Genomic DNA, 14,404 nt, shown 5'->3' with positions numbered 1-14,404 from the left:
CGTCAGGGCGCCCAATGCACCGTTGCCTTGGACAGAAGGGCCGCAATCGGCGCTTCCATCGGGGACAGCTTTTCGGCCCGTTCGATTGCCGCACGTTTCTCGTCGCCGGTGATCAGCACATGCAGCGCGAAAGCCTCGCGCAGGGTGCGCGCGCTCAGCGTGACGCGGGGTTCGGGCGCACCGGGGGCGCTGATCGGCAGGACTGCCGGCGCATCCGGGGCGAGCGCGGCCTCAAGCCCGTCGGCATCGGGAAACAGCGAGGCCGTGTGCATATCGGCCCCCATCCCCACCAAGGCCACGTCGACCGGCAGATGCGGCGCCAGTTCTTCGGCCACCATCGGCGCGCCCTCTTCGGGCGTGGGCACGTCGCGCCAGAGCGACAACAGCGTCGCCGCCGCCGCCTTGTCGCGCAACAGCCGCGCGCGGACCTGTCCGGCATTGGAACGGGGATGATCCTCGGGCAGCCAGCGCTCGTCGCCCGGCACGATATCGATCGCGGACCAGTCCATGTCGACCGCAGCCAGCATGTCGAAAACCGGGCCCGGCGTCGTACCGCCCGGCACGGCAAAAAGCGCCCGGTCACGACGGGCCAATGCCTCGCGCAGATCGCGCGACAATTGCCGCGCGAGGGAAATCATCATCATATCAGCGTCGGAATATTCGACTAAGTCCATTCAACGGATCTCGCGCCAGCTTCTATTATCCAGATGAATCAACTTAAGCGCTTCATCCGGCCCCGACGACCCCGGATCGTACATTGCCGGCTGATCGGCGGAGCCTTGCCACGCGGCGATGATCGGATCGGTCCAGGCCCAGGCCGCTTCGACCTCGTCGCCGCGCATGAAAAGCGTCTGATTGCCCCGGATCACATCCATGATCAGCCGTTCATAAGCGTCGGGAATGTGCAGATCGTCGCCCAGAGCCTCGGCAAAGGACATATCCAGCGCCACATCCTTCAGGCGCATCCCGCCGGGGCCGGGCTCCTTGATCATCACCTTCAGCGTCATGCCTTCGTCGGGCTGCAGACGGATGACCAGAAGGTTGGCCTTCCACGGCGCGTCCTCGCCGAAGATCGAATGCGGCGGGTCGCGGAAAGCCACAGCGATTTCCGACACGCGCGAGCGCAGCCGCTTGCCGGTGCGCAGGTAGAAGGGCGTGCCCTTCCAGCGCCAATTGGAAATCCCCACTTTCAGCGCGATATAGCTTTCGGTCGTGGTGCCCGGATGCTCGACCTCCTGCGCGAACGAGGCCGTTCCTGTCCCCGCCGCGTATTGGCCGCGCACCACGTCCGAGGGCGCCACCGGGTCGAGCGCGTGGATCACCTTGAGCTTTTCATCGCGCACGGCGTCGGGATCGAACTTATAGGGCGGCTCCATCGCCATCAGACACAGAAGCTGCATCAGGTGGTTTTGCACCATGTCCCGCATCGCGCCCGATTTGTCGTAATACGGGCCGCGCCCGCCGACGCCCACGGTTTCAGCAACGGTGATCTGAACATGGTCGACGAAACGCGCGTTCCAGAGCGGTTCGAAAAAGATATTGGCGAAGCGCACGGCCATCAGGTTCTGGACCGTTTCCTTGCCCAGATAATGGTCGATCCGGTAGATCTGCGTCTCGTCGAAAAACTCGGCCAGCGTTTGGTTGAGCGCGCGCGCGGTTTCCAGATCGTTGCCGAAAGGCTTCTCCACCACGATCCGCGTCTGCGGCGTGATCATGTCGAACTTGCCCAGATTGGCCGCCAGTGGGCCGAACAGCGACGGCGCGACCGAGAAGTAGAAGGCACGCACGACATCGTTGCGCATCAGCGCTGCAAGATCGCGCCAGCCGTCATCGCCCATGGCGTCGATGGCGACATAGTCCAGCCGCTCGAAGAACGCAGCGCGTTGCGCCGCGTCGGGGGCCTGCGCGCCGAGGAATTCGTCGAAGGCCTGCGAGACCATTTCGATGAACTCGTCGCGCGACATCTCGCTGCGCGCCGCACCGATGATGCGCGCGTCTTCGGGCATCTGGCCTTCGCCGAAACGGCGGCAGAGCGCCGGGAGGATCTTGCGCCGGGCAAGGTCGCCGGTGGCACCGAAGATGACGAGGTCGAACGGATCGACGGGAATGACGCGGGCGACCATGGGCAGGGCTCCTGCGGTGTTAGCGTTAACTTCGGGCCGGAATAGGCTGCCCGGCGCTCAAAGTCCAGCATAAAGCCGGCAAGTCAAGCTTCCAGTTCGGTATCCCAGTAGAGATAATCGGCCCAGCTTTCGTGCAGGTGGTTGGGCGGGAAGCGGCGGCCCTTGTCGATCAGCTCGGCTGCATGCGGCCGGCGGGCGGGACGCGCCAGCCGCAATCCCGAGGCGCGCAGGCTTTTCGACCCTTTGCGCAGATTGCAAGGCGCGCAGGCTGCGACCACGTTTTCCCAGCTTGTCACGCCGCCCATCGCGCGCGGCACCACGTGATCGAAGGTCAGATCGTGGCGCGAGCCGCAATACTGGCAGGTGAATTCGTCGCGCAGGAAAAGATTAAAGCGCGTGAAGGCCACGCGCTTTCGGGGTTTGACAAAATCTTTCAGCACGACGACCGAGGGTATTCGCATCTCGAGCTTCTGGCTGTGCACCGTCTGCTCGTATTCGGCGGCAATCGTCACGCGGTCCATCCAGACCGCCTTGACCGCTTCCTGCCACGGCCACAGCGAAAGCGGGTAATAGCTGAGCGGACGGTAATCGGCGTTCAGGACGAGTGCCGGGAAATGTTTCAAAGCCGCGGGTTCGTGCACGAAGCTTTGCCTGAAGTCGCCGTCCATTCTGCGTGTCTCCTGCCTTGGACTGGTCGGAGCGATGGTGTGCCTCGACTATATCCGGTGTTTTCCCTCTGACAAGCCCGCGAAATCGCGGGCTTGGGCCCATCTTGGCGCTGTTGCATCACACTTGTGCAACAGCGCCGTGATTGCGGGCAAAGGGGGCAGGCGGGGTGCTTAGCCCGGCAGCTTGTCCTTCAGAAAGCCAAGCGCCAGCGACAGACCTTCATTGTCGATGGAATGGCCGACACCCTTGCAGACATGGGCATAGGTTTCGAACCCTGCCTTGACCAGCGCGTCGGCGGCTTCGGGCAGGCTTTGCACCGGCACCATCGGGTCGGCATCGCCGTGGATCAGCAGGACGGGGGGCTTGCTGACGGCCTCGGCCTCCAGCGCTTCGGGCTGCAGCATCTTGCCCGAAAAGCCCACCAGCGCGGCAATCGGCCGGGCGCGACGGGGCGCGATATGCAGGCTCATCATCGTGCCTTGCGAGAACCCCACCAGCGCCAGTGCCTCGGGCGGCAGCCCCTCGGTTTCCAGCACGCCGTCGATAAAGGCGTTCAGATCCTCCGAGGCCTGCGCTTGCCCAGCCAGCGCCGCCTCTTCGGCCGAGCCGTCCAGCCACGGGATCGGAAACCACTGGAACCCGAACGGGTTGCCCTGACATTTCTCAGGGGCATCAGGGGCATAGAAGGCGGTCTTTGGCATATGCGGGGCCAGCGGATCGGCCAGCCCCAACAGATCAGCGCCATTGGCACCGTAGCCATGCACGAAGATCACAACCGAGGTCGCGTCACCCTTGGGCGCGCCCTTGCGGTCCGAGGTCAGCGGGCGAGGGGCCATGGAACGTCCTTTCCGAAATGTCAGACAACGCCTTCGCGGCGCTTTGCGTGATGGTAGTAGTGCCACAGCATCCCGGCGGCAACCGTGCGCCACGGCGCCCAGGCTTCGGCCATCTGGCGCAGCGGCGTCTCGCGCGGGCGGTCGGGCAGATCGAACAACAGCCGCGCGGCTTCCTGCAGCGCCAGATCGTTGGGCGCGAAGGTGTCGGCGCGGCCCAAGCTGAACATCACATAGATCTCGGCGGTCCAGCGGCCAATGCCGGGCACGGCGGTCAGGATTGACAAGATCTCGTCCTCGGGCGCGGTGCGAAGTGCGTCGAAATCGATAGAAGCATCGGCCAAGGCTTTGACATACCGCGCTTTCTGCCGCGAAAGGCCGTGCGCGCGCAGATGCTCTTCATCGACCGCCGCGATCCGGTCGGCGCGCAAAAGATCGGCGGCTTCCAGTTTGGCGTGGATCGCGCGGGCCGAGGCGACCGACACCTGCTGGCTGACGATTGCGCTGACAAGGCTATCGAACCCGTCGGGTCGGCGGCGCAAGGGGGGCGGGCCGCAAAGCTCCAGCGCATACGCGAAACGCGGCTCGGACCGGGCCAGCCACGCGGCGCCCTCTTCCATGCAGGCGTCGCTTTTCAGGATACGGGTGGGGGGCGAAGTCGGCGTCATGGCCGCATTGTGCGCAGGATGGCCTCGCGCGCAAGCCCGCCTGTTGCCCGAAGACGTCACAACCCAAGCGAATACCCCTCCTGCGGAGGCCGAGGGCATTTTGCTCTGGGCAAGTCATTCCCAAATTGGCATGAATGGCGGGACACAACATCTGGAACGAATTGATGACCAACTGGGCCGCATTGCGCGACCGCCTGCGCGAGGTTGCAAAGCAGCCGATCCTCGATCTCTTCGCCGACGAAAATCGCGCTCAGACCTTTTCGATCAGCCTCGAATCGCCGGAAACGGGCGAGATTTTCTTTGATTATTCAAAAACTAACATAGATCAAGTCACGCGCGACGCGCTGATCGAGCTTGCGCGCGAGACCGGCGTCGAAGCCCGGCGCGACGCGATGTTCTCGGGCGCCGCGATCAACGAAACCGAAGGCCGCGCGGTGCTGCACACGGCCCTGCGCAATCTCGATGACGAGGTCGTCGTCGATGGCACCGATGTCATGCCCGACGTGCGCGCCACGCTCGCCCGTATGGAGAGTTTTGCGCGCGATCTGCGCGACGGGCGGATCCGCGGCAGCAGCGGGCGGATCACCGATGTGGTCAATATCGGCATCGGCGGCTCGGACCTTGGGCCGGCCATGGCGGTGCAGGCGCTCAGCCCCTATTGCGACGGGCCGACCTGTCATTTCGTCTCGAACGTGGACGGCGCGCAGATCCAGCAGGTGCTCGACGGGCTGAACCCCGATACCACGCTGGTTATCGTCGCGTCGAAGACCTTCACCACGATCGAGACGATGACCAACGCGCAGACCGCCAAGGCGTGGATGGCGCGTTCGGTCGCCGATCCGGCGCGGCAATTCGTGGCGCTGTCGACCGCGCTCGACAGGACCGCGGCCTTCGGCATCGATCCGGCGCGGGTCTTTGGCTTCGCCGACTGGGTCGGCGGGCGCTATTCGATGTGGGGGCCGATCGGGCTGAGCCTGATGATCGCCATCGGGCCCGAAAATTTCCGCGCCTTCCTTGCCGGCGCCGCGCGCATGGATCAGCATTTCCGCTCGGCGCCGCTGGGTGAAAACATGCCCGCGATGCTGGCGCTGGTGGGGATCTGGCACCGGCAGGTCTGCGGTTATCCCGCCCGCGCGGTTCTGCCTTATGACCAGCGGCTGGCGCGGTTGCCGGCCTATCTGCAGCAGCTTGAGATGGAATCGAACGGCAAGCGCGTGTCGATGGACGGCACCGATCTCGAGGTGCCCTCAGGGCCCATCGTGTTTGGCGAGCCGGGCACCAACGGGCAACACGCATTTTACCAACTGATCCATCAGGGCACCGATATCGTCCCCTGCGAGTTCCTGCTGGCGGGCAAGGGGCACGAGCCCGCTCTGGCGCATCAGCACCGGCTTCTGGCTGCCAATTGTCTGGCACAAGCCGAGGCGCTGATGCGGGGCCGGTCGCTGGAAGAAGCGCGGGCGCTGATGGCCGAGGCCGGGTTTGAGGGCGACGAGCTGGAACGTCAGGCGCGCCACCGGGTGTTTCCGGGCAACCGCCCCTCGACCATGCTGATCTATCCCAAGCTGACCCCCGCCGTGCTGGGCGCGATCATCGCGCTGTACGAGCACCGCGTTTTCGTCGAGGGCGTGGTGCTGGGCATCAATTCCTTCGACCAATGGGGTGTCGAGCTGGGCAAGGTGCTGGCCGGTGAGATCCTGCCGATGCTCGAAGGTCAGGCGCCGAGCACGGCGCACGACGGCTCGACATCGGGGCTGGTGGACAAGCTGCGCGATTTCGGCATCTGAGACGCCGGGGCGGGGCAGGGGCTGGCAAATAGGAATCGGGGGCTCCGCCCCGTTTCTTAAAAGTAGGGGGGCTCTGCCCCGTTTCTCAAAAGTAGGGGGGCTCTGCCCCCCGGGCCACCCGGAGTATTTGTGACAAAGTGAAGGGGGCGCGGTTTTTCTCAGCTGAGGAAGGGCGCGTGTTTCATGGTGTCGGGGATCTCGGCGCCCAGCCGGGTCAGCACCGCAGGCGCGAGTTGGCGCTGGTCGAGAAGGGTGTCTTTGGTCGGCCCGTCGCTCGCGCCGAAGTAATAGAGCGCGAAATCCTGCTGATCCTCGCCCGCGCCGCCATGGTGGCCGCGCAGCGACTGGCCGTGATCGGCGGTGACGATCACCTCGTATCCCATCTGCCGCCATGCGGGCAGGAACTTGGCCAGAATCGCGTCGAGCAACGCACAGGCATGGTCCATCTCGTGGCATTCATGGCCGAAGCGATGGCCCATACTGTCGAGCGTGCAGGTATGCAGGATGCCGTAATCCAGCGAAAACCGCGCGCAGAGCGAGGTCAGCGTGGCAAACAGATCCACATCCGACGGCGTCGCCTGGTTTTTCAGGTCGTAGCCGGTCATGGTGTGGAAACGCCCATGGTTGATCGCGTCGCTGTTGGGCTCGTCATATTCGATGTCGCGGATATAGTCGAAAGGCGCGCGGTTGAAGAATTCCGACCACCACGAATGCGTCACCGCGCCGGTGACCAGCCCCGTCTTGCGGGCTTCGCTGAAAATGTCGGGCATGTCGACACGATGGATATGGCCGTTCGACAAAACGCCATGGACCTGCGGCGCGACGCCGGAGTGGATCGTGGCATAGCAGGGCCCCGACATCGAGGGCAGCGTCGCGCGCATTTTCCACACGCGGGCCTCGCCGCTATCGACCCAGCCTTCGAGGCAACCGAAATAGCGGCGCCAATTGGCATAGGGCACGCCGTCGAGAATGATCAGCAGAAGCTTGGACTTGCGGCTCATGGGGCACCTGTGGCAGCGATAACAGGGGCAGCCTATGCCAAGCGCGCCCGTGTCGCAATTCCTGCGTCGCATGGTCGCTCTTGTCGGGTTCCCGCTGCGTCAGCCGCGTCAACTTACCTGTGCAACCCGTTGAAAAAGGAACACTATGTCCCGTCCCAACATCCTGATCCTGATGGTCGACCAATTGACCGGCACGCTGATGGAGGACGGGCCTGCCGATTTCCTGCACGCGCCGAATCTCAGGCGGCTGGCAGAAGGCTCGGCGCGGTTCTCGCGCGCCTATTGCCCCAGCCCGCTTTGCGCGCCCGCGCGCGCCAGCGTGATGGCCGGGCAATTGCCTCGCCGCACCGGGGTCTATGACAACGCCGCCGAGTTCCGCTCGGACACGCCGTGCTACACTCACCATCTGCGGGCGCAGGGTTACCAGACCACGCTGTCGGGCAAGATGCATTTCGTCGGGCCCGATCAGCTGCACGGTTTCGAAGAGCGTCTGACGACCGATATCTATCCGGCCGATTTCGGCTGGACGCCCGATTACCGCAAACCGGGTGAGCGGATCGACTGGTGGTATCACAATCTGGGATCGGTGACCGGGGCAGGGGTCGCGGAAATCACCAACCAGCTGGAATACGACGACGATGTTGCGCATCTGGCGTGCCAGAAGCTCTATGATCTGGCGCGCGGTCAGGACGAGCGGCCCTGGTGCCTGCATGTGAGCTTCACCCATCCGCATGATCCCTTCGTGGCGCGGCGCAAATACTGGGATCTCTACGAGGGCGCGCCCGAGCTCGAACCCTCGGAACCGATCCCGTATGCGCAGCAGGATGCGCATGGCAAACGTCTGCTCGAGAGCTTCGATTATGAGAAATTCGATGCGAGCGAAGATCAGATACGCCGTGCAAAACGCGGATATTACGCGAATATTTCCTATATCGACGACAAGATCGGCGAGATCCTCGATACGCTCGATCGCACCCGGCAAGAGGCGGTGATCGTTTTCCTGTCGGATCACGGCGAGATGCTGGGCGACCGGGGGCTGTGGTTCAAAATGGCGTTCTATGAGAATTCGGGCCGCGTGCCGTTTTGGCTGGCCGGTCCCGGCATCACGCCGCAGCGCGTGGATCAGCCGGTCTCGACCCTCGATATGTTGCCCACGCTTTGCGATCTGGCGGGCTGCGACATGGGCAAGATCGGGGCATGGACGGATGGCGAAAGCCTCCTGCCGATGGTGCACGGAACCGGCGGGCGTGGACCGGTGCCAATGGAATACGCCGCCGAAGGCAGCATTGCGCCGATGGTCGGGCTGGTTGAGGGGACGTGGAAATACATCGCCTGCGAGGCCGATCCCGAATTGTTGTTCAATCTCGAAGACGATCCGGGCGAACGCCACAATCTGGCTGGCGATCCGGCCTATGGCCCGGTGCTTGAACGGTTCCGCCAGATGGCGAAAGCGCGCTGGGATCTCAAGGCCTTCGACGCCGAAGTTCGTGCAAGTCAGGCGCGGCGCTGGGTGGTTTATAACGCGCTGCGCAATGGCCGCTATACCGACTGGGATTTCCAGCCGTATCGCGATGCCAGCCAGCGCTACATGCGCAATCACATGGATCTCAACGTGCTGGAAGACAATCAGCGGTTCCCACGCGGGGAATAACGCAGGTTTGCGGCCCGCAGGCTCAGTCCTGCGGGTTGTTCAGCAACTCGACCGCAAGCTGCGGGCAGATGGCCGCGAATTCGCGGATCACCAGTTCGGCATGCGGCAACCGCCGCGACAGGGCGAAAAGATGGCCGCGATATCCCATCTCTTCCAGTGTCAGGCCCAGATCGACGACATCCCAGTCGGGCGCGATCAGCGGGGCAATGATCGCGTCGGGCTGTACCGAGGCCAGCATCGCACGGCTCAACAGGCGCTTTTGCGTCAGCACGACGCTTTGCCGGTGCGGGCGCGCGTCGAGAAAGCGCATCGCTTCCGACGCATCGACGATCAGCACGGATCGAAACGCGGCAAGCGGATGGTCGATGGGCTCGACGCCCTGATGTTGCTGTTGGGGCGCGTGGCCGAGGATCATGCGCGTTTTTCCTTCGTCACCGGAGAACAAGCCGGGGCTTGCGATGCAACAGATCCCGGATAGGTCTCAATCATTAACAACTCGTAAAGGCATGATCTCATGGGATATCCCGTTGCGCTGGAACGCCGGGAATCTCCATGAGCAGATGAGCAACCGGCGTTCGGTGGCGCGTAGTCTTCATAACTTCACACAAAAAGCAAGCATGAGCGATGTTTGCGGCTGTTTTGGGAGGCTTACGGGGCGTTTCTAAGAGACAATCCCGGCAATTCGGCGTCATCGTATACGCCCGTAAGTTACATAATACAGATTATACGACTATTGTATGGTGGTGACCCGTGCCCTTTAATCCGGTTGCGCTATCTTAGGTTCCCGCTTCGGCATCCGCGCCGTGACCCACGCGTTCAACCATGCCAGCGCGACCAGCGACAGTCCGAGCCCAAGGAACGCCCCCACGCGCATCAGGCCCGACAATCCCGAGGCGTCGATCAGAAACGCCTTGGCAGCCGCGACGCCGATCAGCGCCAGCCCCGCCACGCGGATCATGTGTCGTCCGGTCCGCAGCGCAACCGCCATGGCCACCGCGCCCGCCGCCAGAAGTGCCAGCGTATAGGCGTAGAGCTCGCCCTGCAGGAAGCCCGCGTCCAGCGTCATCCCGGCGCTGCCATGCCACAGATGCCGGATCACCGTGGCAATCCATATCCCAAGCAGCGCCAGCGCCGTCAGGCGGCCCAGCAGGCCCCGTTTTCCGCCCTGCTTGCGAAACGTCCACCACAGCAGAAGCGCGGGCGCGCCGTAGGCCAGCGCCAGATCGTTCAGGATCGGCCAGCCCGAAACCGAACTGCCAAAGCCGACAACCGGCGACAGGATTACCGCGCCGACCCACAGGCAGAATGCCGCCGCGATGCCCAGCCCCCAGCACAGGATGCGTCGCACCAACAGCATCGCTCGGCTGGATGACAGCCGCTCGGCGCGCTCTGCCTGAACCCAGGCCATCGCGATCAGCACGCTGGCCTCGATGCCCAGCCCGGCATGGGCCGAGATGCCGTCGAGAAACCGTCCGAAGATCACCATCAGAACCACCGGAACGCTTGCACTCAGCGTCGTCTCCGCAACCACACGCCCCCAGTCACGCGCGGGATGCGGTGTCAGGCTGCGGATCAGCGCAAGCGCCGCCAACGGCCCCGCCAGCACCGCGACAAAGGTCAGCCAGACATCGAGCGTAGACACCTCGCCGTCGAGCAGCGGACCAAGCCCCGGCACCAGCATCAGCCGCCAGCCCAAAGCCAGGGCACCCAGTCCCATGACCCAACCCAGCGCGGGAAGGTTGAAGCGGCGATCCATCGCGCCCGCGCTGACCAGCAGCACTGCCAGCGCCATCGACAGCGCCGCTTCCGAGATCAGCAGCGTCATCGCCAGCGCGATCATCGTATAGGTCCCGACAAGCGCCGCGCCCAGACGCGCGCCCTGCCCCTGATCGCGCCGCGCCGCCCAAATGGCGACGGCGCTCGCGGCCCCGGCATGCGCCATCACCGCAAAGGGCCATAGCAATGGCAACAGCGTCAGCGGGCGCCAGAACAGCTCGATTGCGATCGCGGTCGCGCCGGGCGTGACGATGGCAAGAATTCCCCAGTAGCTGCGCTGTGCGGGATTGTCCTCGCTGCGCCAGAGCATCGCGGCCCCGGCCAGTACAGACAGCGTCAGCGTTGTCACAACGCTCCATGTCTTGGCATTCAGCACGAAAGACAAGAACAGCGGCGTGGTCATCAGGCTTACGCCGACAGCCACCGGGATTGCGGCGGCCACCGGCAGAGCGAGGCTTGCGAAGGCCGGCGCGCGGCGGGTCCAGATCGGCAGGATCACCGCGAAGATCCCGATCGCCATGAGGCTTTCGGGCGAGCGGACGGCGCTCAGGATCGCCAGCAAGGCGCCCAGCACCGCCAAAGTCCCGGCCAACACGGCCAGCGACGGCCGCGCCTGTCGCCAGCGATGCGGCATCGGGCCCTCAGCCTGCGGGATGAGTGTCCCGCCCGGCAGCGCCAGGGCAAGCACCGCGATGCCAAGCGCCATCGCAGCCAGCGCCCATCCGGGTCCGCCGGCCTGCGCCATCAGCCAGCCTCCGCCCAGCGGCAGAAGCACGGCAAGGATCGACACCCAGCCCCAGCGCCGATAGCCGTCGATCCCCTGCCCCAACAGCGACAGGATCAGGAAATAGCCGAAGATCGGCGCGCCGGGCGCGGATCCGCCGCCCAGCAGAAATGGCGCAGCGCAGCCGCCGATCACGCCGATCGCGGCCAGAAGCGGCCCGTGGACCCATCCCAGCGCCATGGCAAAGGCGGCGATGGCGGCCAGCGCGGCAAAGGCGCCGATCTGGCCCAGCATCGCGTAAAGATGAAACGCGGCCAGAACGGCGGCGAACAGCGCGACCACGCCTGCCCCTGCGAGCGTCGCGGGGACCAGCCGGGCGCCGGTCTCGCCATCGCCCCAGCGACGGCGCAGCGCCTCGGCCCCGGCGATCAGCGCGGTCCCCAGCACGACCGCCAGAGCGATGCGCGCCGCGGGCGACAACAGGCCCTTTTCGATGGAATATTGCACCAGATAGATCGCCGCCATGATCAGCGCGGTGCCCGCCACCGGATAGATCCAGTTGGCACGCAGCCAGTCCATGGCGCGGCGCATCGCCTGCCTCAAGACCGGCAGCGCGGGCGTCGATGGCCTTGCGGGCGGGCCGCTTTCCTCGGGCCGCACCTCGTCGTCGGATCGGGCAAGCGGCCATCGCGATGCCGCGGCGGGTGTTAGCAGCGGGCCGCCCTGCTCCCGCTCGTCTGTTGCCGCTGGCGTCCTGCGCGCCTGGGCTTCGAGCGACCGCACACGGCTTTCGAGCGCGCGCAGCCGGCGAAAGGCCAGCGCCAGCGCCAATCCCAGAAGAAGGACGAAAAGGATGGTCAGGTCATCGCGCATGCAGCGCTCCTTGCTGGGCCTGCGGTTTGGTATGGACGGGCGCGCGGCGATGGCTTAGGGCACCACGCATCGACCCTGCCATACCGGAGCTATGCCTGTCATGAGTTTCCCGTCGCCGATCAAGATCGCGCCCTCGATCCTTTCCGCCGATTTCGCCGATTTCGGCCGCGAGATCCAGGCCATCGAAGCGCAGGGCGCCGATTGGGTCCATGTCGACGTGATGGATGGCCATTTCGTCCCCAACCTGACCTTCGGCCCGCCCGCCGTCGCTGCCTTCCGCAAGCATGTGAAGACGGTGATGGACGTGCATCTGATGATCGCCCCCGTCGATCCCTATATCGAGGCCTTCGCCGAGGCCGGGGCCGATATCATCACCGCCCATGTCGAGGCCGGACCGCACATTCACCGCACCCTGCAAGCCATTCGTGCAACGGGGAAAAAGGCGGGCGTGGCGCTCAACCCCGGCACCCCGGCCGAGGCGGTGGCGCATGTGCTCGACCTGACGGACCTGATCTGCGTGATGACGGTGAATCCCGGTTTCGGCGGGCAGAAATTCATCGATATGAGCGCCAAGATCCGTGCCCTGCGCAGCATGATCGGCGACCGGCCCATCCATATCGAGATCGACGGCGGCGTCACGCCCGAGACCGCGCCCAAGGTCGTGGCGGCCGGCGCGGATGTGCTGGTCGCGGGGTCGGCGGTGTTCAAGGGCGGCTCGGTGGAGAACCCCGAACCCTACGGCGCCAACATGCGGGCGATCCGGGACGCCGTGGATCGCGCGTCGGGCGCTCGCATGGCCTGACAGGCGCTCAGCCTTCGGTTGCATTTTGCAGACCTTCAGCCCGGCCCTGTCCTGCGCGACGGGGCCGTTTTCATTGGTATTGTCAAAGGGGAACCGGGTGGCCTGATGTCGCGTTGTTCCGGTCGCGGCCACGAAGCATTCCGGCGCGACCGTGAGGTCGCGCCGGACTGTCTTGCTGCATCGGGTTGGGAAAGGACACGGCAAGAATACGCATATGACGGAACAAAGCACCCGATCTGGTTGGCGAAGCGGGCACTTCCATCATTACTCATTACTGGCTCTAGACTAAGGGAATTGCGCACAGCATGTCAGTATGAAAAACCATACCCAAAGATAAAAACTCGTTTGCAAGATGCACACAGAGCCGGTTGCAATTTGCGATTTTGACGCAAAATGAGAGTCAGGCGTCCCATGCAGAGATTGTAGTCATCGTTCCATGCTCAGCCGGGCTCGCGACGAAGACCTGATTGAGGTAAGCGGCCTTGCTGATCGCGTGCGCGGTCGTTTCGACCCCCAGCGTTTCGCGGGCGAGTCGCAGGTGTTTCTCTACCGTCGAGACGGTGATTCCCATGATCATCGCGATATCCGCCGAGGTCTTGCCGTCGGCCACCCATTCCAGCACTTCGCGCTGACGCTTCGACAGCCGCCGACCGCTTTCGTGATAGGGCAGAATCGACAAGCTCTTATGCGCCACGGACGCAACCGAGAAGATCACGTCATGCAGGTCGGCCAGCAGGCGGTCGACCTCTTCCTGGGACACAACCGCAGGGGCAATGAGCGCCATGACACCCCTGCCCCGCGTCCGCTCTTTCGGGAAGCCGATACAGCAGCCATTGACCAGATCGTGCCGTGCGAAGAAATCCAGCCCTTCGGGCCGGATATCCATCTGATCGGCAAGCCCGGCTTCTTCGTAGCTCATTGACCACGACGCGATGCCGGTGTTTTCGAGCGCCCAGTGAAACGTGCAGCTCATGCGGAAATAGCCCTGCTCGACCAGTTCGGTGATGACTGCCTTGGGCATCGTGGACAGGATCAGAAAATCCTCGGGCGCGCCGAGCTTCTGACCGCGCGAATCGGGCGAGTAGCCATACAGTACCTGCTCGAAACCCAGGCTGCGGAAGAAGTCGCAGGCAAGCTTCCAGATCACCGCCTGATCCCGACTTGCCAGCATCTGCGCCAATCGGGCGGACAGCCCCTCTACAGTGAGGGTCTGCAAGGGCTTCGTGGCGACCGGAGACATGTCAGACCATGTGAAAGACGTCTGTTCAAGCATCATGCGATCCCATTAGCGCGGCGACCGCACATCACGCGCGGGCGAGTCGGGGCGTTCCGAACAAGTATGCGGTGAAACATGGTTCAAAAATGTTACAATCTTGGGAAGTTATGGCCTGAATGTGCGGTGCGGAAACAAAGAATTCAAGCGTTTACGCCAAACCCGACGCAATTGTTCGGAAGTAACAGATGCCCAAGCTACCGCATAGATTGAAGCGGCGCCCT

General features: G+C 64.1%; 12 protein-coding genes. 3 read left to right on the top strand and 9 right to left on the bottom strand.

Annotated features, from left to right (window positions below; translation table 11 throughout):
* Positions 1–2 precede the first annotated feature (2 nt).
* From pgl to JI664_RS17700, 5 genes are all read right to left on the bottom strand, one after another.
* On the bottom strand, positions 3–674 hold the full coding sequence (gene pgl, locus JI664_RS17720) for a 6-phosphogluconolactonase (protein WP_207015105.1): 672 nt from the start codon (positions 672–674) through the stop codon (positions 3–5).
* Positions 675–2,123 (bottom strand): glucose-6-phosphate dehydrogenase, encoded by a 1,449-nt coding sequence (zwf, locus tag JI664_RS17715; RefSeq protein ID WP_207015104.1) that lies wholly within the window; start codon positions 2,121–2,123, stop codon positions 675–677. It lies immediately after the preceding gene.
* An 83-nt stretch (positions 2,124–2,206) separates the two neighbouring features.
* Positions 2,207–2,791: an HNH endonuclease gene (locus JI664_RS17710; protein WP_207015103.1), complete on the bottom strand. Its 585-nt coding sequence runs from the start codon at positions 2,789–2,791 to the stop codon at positions 2,207–2,209.
* A 171-nt stretch (positions 2,792–2,962) separates the two neighbouring features.
* Positions 2,963–3,628, bottom strand: coding sequence for an alpha/beta hydrolase (locus JI664_RS17705; RefSeq protein WP_207015102.1), 666 nt, complete (start codon positions 3,626–3,628; stop codon positions 2,963–2,965).
* 20 nt (positions 3,629–3,648) lie between these two features.
* Positions 3,649–4,293, bottom strand: coding sequence for a DNA-3-methyladenine glycosylase family protein (locus tag JI664_RS17700; protein WP_207015101.1), 645 nt, complete (start codon positions 4,291–4,293; stop codon positions 3,649–3,651).
* A 164-nt stretch (positions 4,294–4,457) separates the two neighbouring features.
* Here JI664_RS17700 and pgi point away from each other — a divergent pair, with 164 nt between their 5' ends.
* Positions 4,458–6,080, top strand: a complete 1,623-nt coding sequence (pgi, locus tag JI664_RS17695; RefSeq protein ID WP_207015100.1) for a glucose-6-phosphate isomerase — start codon at positions 4,458–4,460, stop codon at positions 6,078–6,080.
* A 158-nt stretch (positions 6,081–6,238) separates the two neighbouring features.
* Here the strand turns inward: pgi and JI664_RS17690 are convergent, their stop codons facing one another.
* Positions 6,239–7,081, bottom strand: coding sequence for an alkaline phosphatase family protein (locus JI664_RS17690; protein WP_207015099.1), 843 nt, complete (start codon positions 7,079–7,081; stop codon positions 6,239–6,241).
* 145 nt (positions 7,082–7,226) lie between these two features.
* On the opposite strand from JI664_RS17690, the gene betC reads away from it, so the two are divergent.
* Positions 7,227–8,732 carry a choline-sulfatase gene (betC, locus tag JI664_RS17685; RefSeq protein ID WP_207015098.1) on the top strand — a complete coding sequence of 502 codons (1,506 nt, stop codon included), beginning with the start codon at positions 7,227–7,229 and terminating at the stop codon, positions 8,730–8,732.
* Positions 8,733–8,754: 22 nt separating this feature from the next.
* On the opposite strand, the gene JI664_RS17680 is transcribed toward betC, so the two are convergent.
* Both JI664_RS17680 and JI664_RS17675 read right to left on the bottom strand, forming a co-directional pair.
* A complete protein-coding gene (locus JI664_RS17680; RefSeq protein WP_207015097.1) occupies positions 8,755–9,147 on the bottom strand; it encodes a hypothetical protein in 393 nt (130 codons plus the stop codon).
* A gap of 342 nt (positions 9,148–9,489) precedes the next feature.
* Complete coding sequence (locus tag JI664_RS17675; protein ID WP_207015096.1) at positions 9,490–12,105, bottom strand: DUF2339 domain-containing protein; 2,616 nt, start codon at positions 12,103–12,105, stop codon at positions 9,490–9,492.
* 100 nt (positions 12,106–12,205) lie between these two features.
* On the opposite strand from JI664_RS17675, the gene rpe reads away from it, so the two are divergent.
* Positions 12,206–12,907: a ribulose-phosphate 3-epimerase gene (gene rpe, locus JI664_RS17670; protein WP_207015095.1), complete on the top strand. Its 702-nt coding sequence runs from the start codon at positions 12,206–12,208 to the stop codon at positions 12,905–12,907.
* A gap of 400 nt (positions 12,908–13,307) precedes the next feature.
* Here rpe and JI664_RS17665 read toward each other — a convergent pair whose 3' ends face one another.
* On the bottom strand, positions 13,308–14,078 hold the full coding sequence (locus JI664_RS17665; RefSeq protein WP_207015094.1) for a helix-turn-helix transcriptional regulator: 771 nt from the start codon (positions 14,076–14,078) through the stop codon (positions 13,308–13,310).
* Between the last annotated feature and the right edge of the window lie 326 nt (positions 14,079–14,404).

This window comes from Rhodobacter sp. NTK016B (assembly GCF_017303295.1).
Taxonomy (GTDB): domain Bacteria; phylum Pseudomonadota; class Alphaproteobacteria; order Rhodobacterales; family Rhodobacteraceae; genus Pararhodobacter.
The sequence above is the reverse complement of the archived record's forward strand: the minus strand, read 5'-3'. Positions and strand labels throughout refer to the sequence as shown.

Bases quoted from the DNA above. Each gene is read 5' to 3' on its own strand.
- rpe (WP_207015095.1), top strand. From the start codon at position 12,206: ATGAGTTTCCCGTCGCCGATCAAGATCGCGCCCTCGATCCTTTCCGCC.
- JI664_RS17675 (WP_207015096.1), bottom strand. From the start codon at position 12,105: ATGCGCGATGACCTGACCATCCTTTTCGTCCTTCTTCTGGGATTGGCG.
- betC (WP_207015098.1), top strand. From the start codon at position 7,227: ATGTCCCGTCCCAACATCCTGATCCTGATGGTCGACCAATTGACCGGC.
- pgi (WP_207015100.1), top strand. From the start codon at position 4,458: ATGACCAACTGGGCCGCATTGCGCGACCGCCTGCGCGAGGTTGCAAAG.
- JI664_RS17700 (WP_207015101.1), bottom strand. From the start codon at position 4,293: ATGACGCCGACTTCGCCCCCCACCCGTATCCTGAAAAGCGACGCCTGC.
- JI664_RS17690 (WP_207015099.1), bottom strand. From the start codon at position 7,081: ATGAGCCGCAAGTCCAAGCTTCTGCTGATCATTCTCGACGGCGTGCCC.
- JI664_RS17710 (WP_207015103.1), bottom strand. From the start codon at position 2,791: ATGGACGGCGACTTCAGGCAAAGCTTCGTGCACGAACCCGCGGCTTTG.
- JI664_RS17665 (WP_207015094.1), bottom strand. From the start codon at position 14,078: ATGCTGGCAAGTCGGGATCAGGCGGTGATCTGGAAGCTTGCCTGCGAC.
- zwf (WP_207015104.1), bottom strand. From the start codon at position 2,123: ATGGTCGCCCGCGTCATTCCCGTCGATCCGTTCGACCTCGTCATCTTC.
- pgl (WP_207015105.1), bottom strand. From the start codon at position 674: ATGGACTTAGTCGAATATTCCGACGCTGATATGATGATGATTTCCCTC.
- JI664_RS17705 (WP_207015102.1), bottom strand. From the start codon at position 3,628: ATGGCCCCTCGCCCGCTGACCTCGGACCGCAAGGGCGCGCCCAAGGGT.
- JI664_RS17680 (WP_207015097.1), bottom strand. From the start codon at position 9,147: ATGATCCTCGGCCACGCGCCCCAACAGCAACATCAGGGCGTCGAGCCC.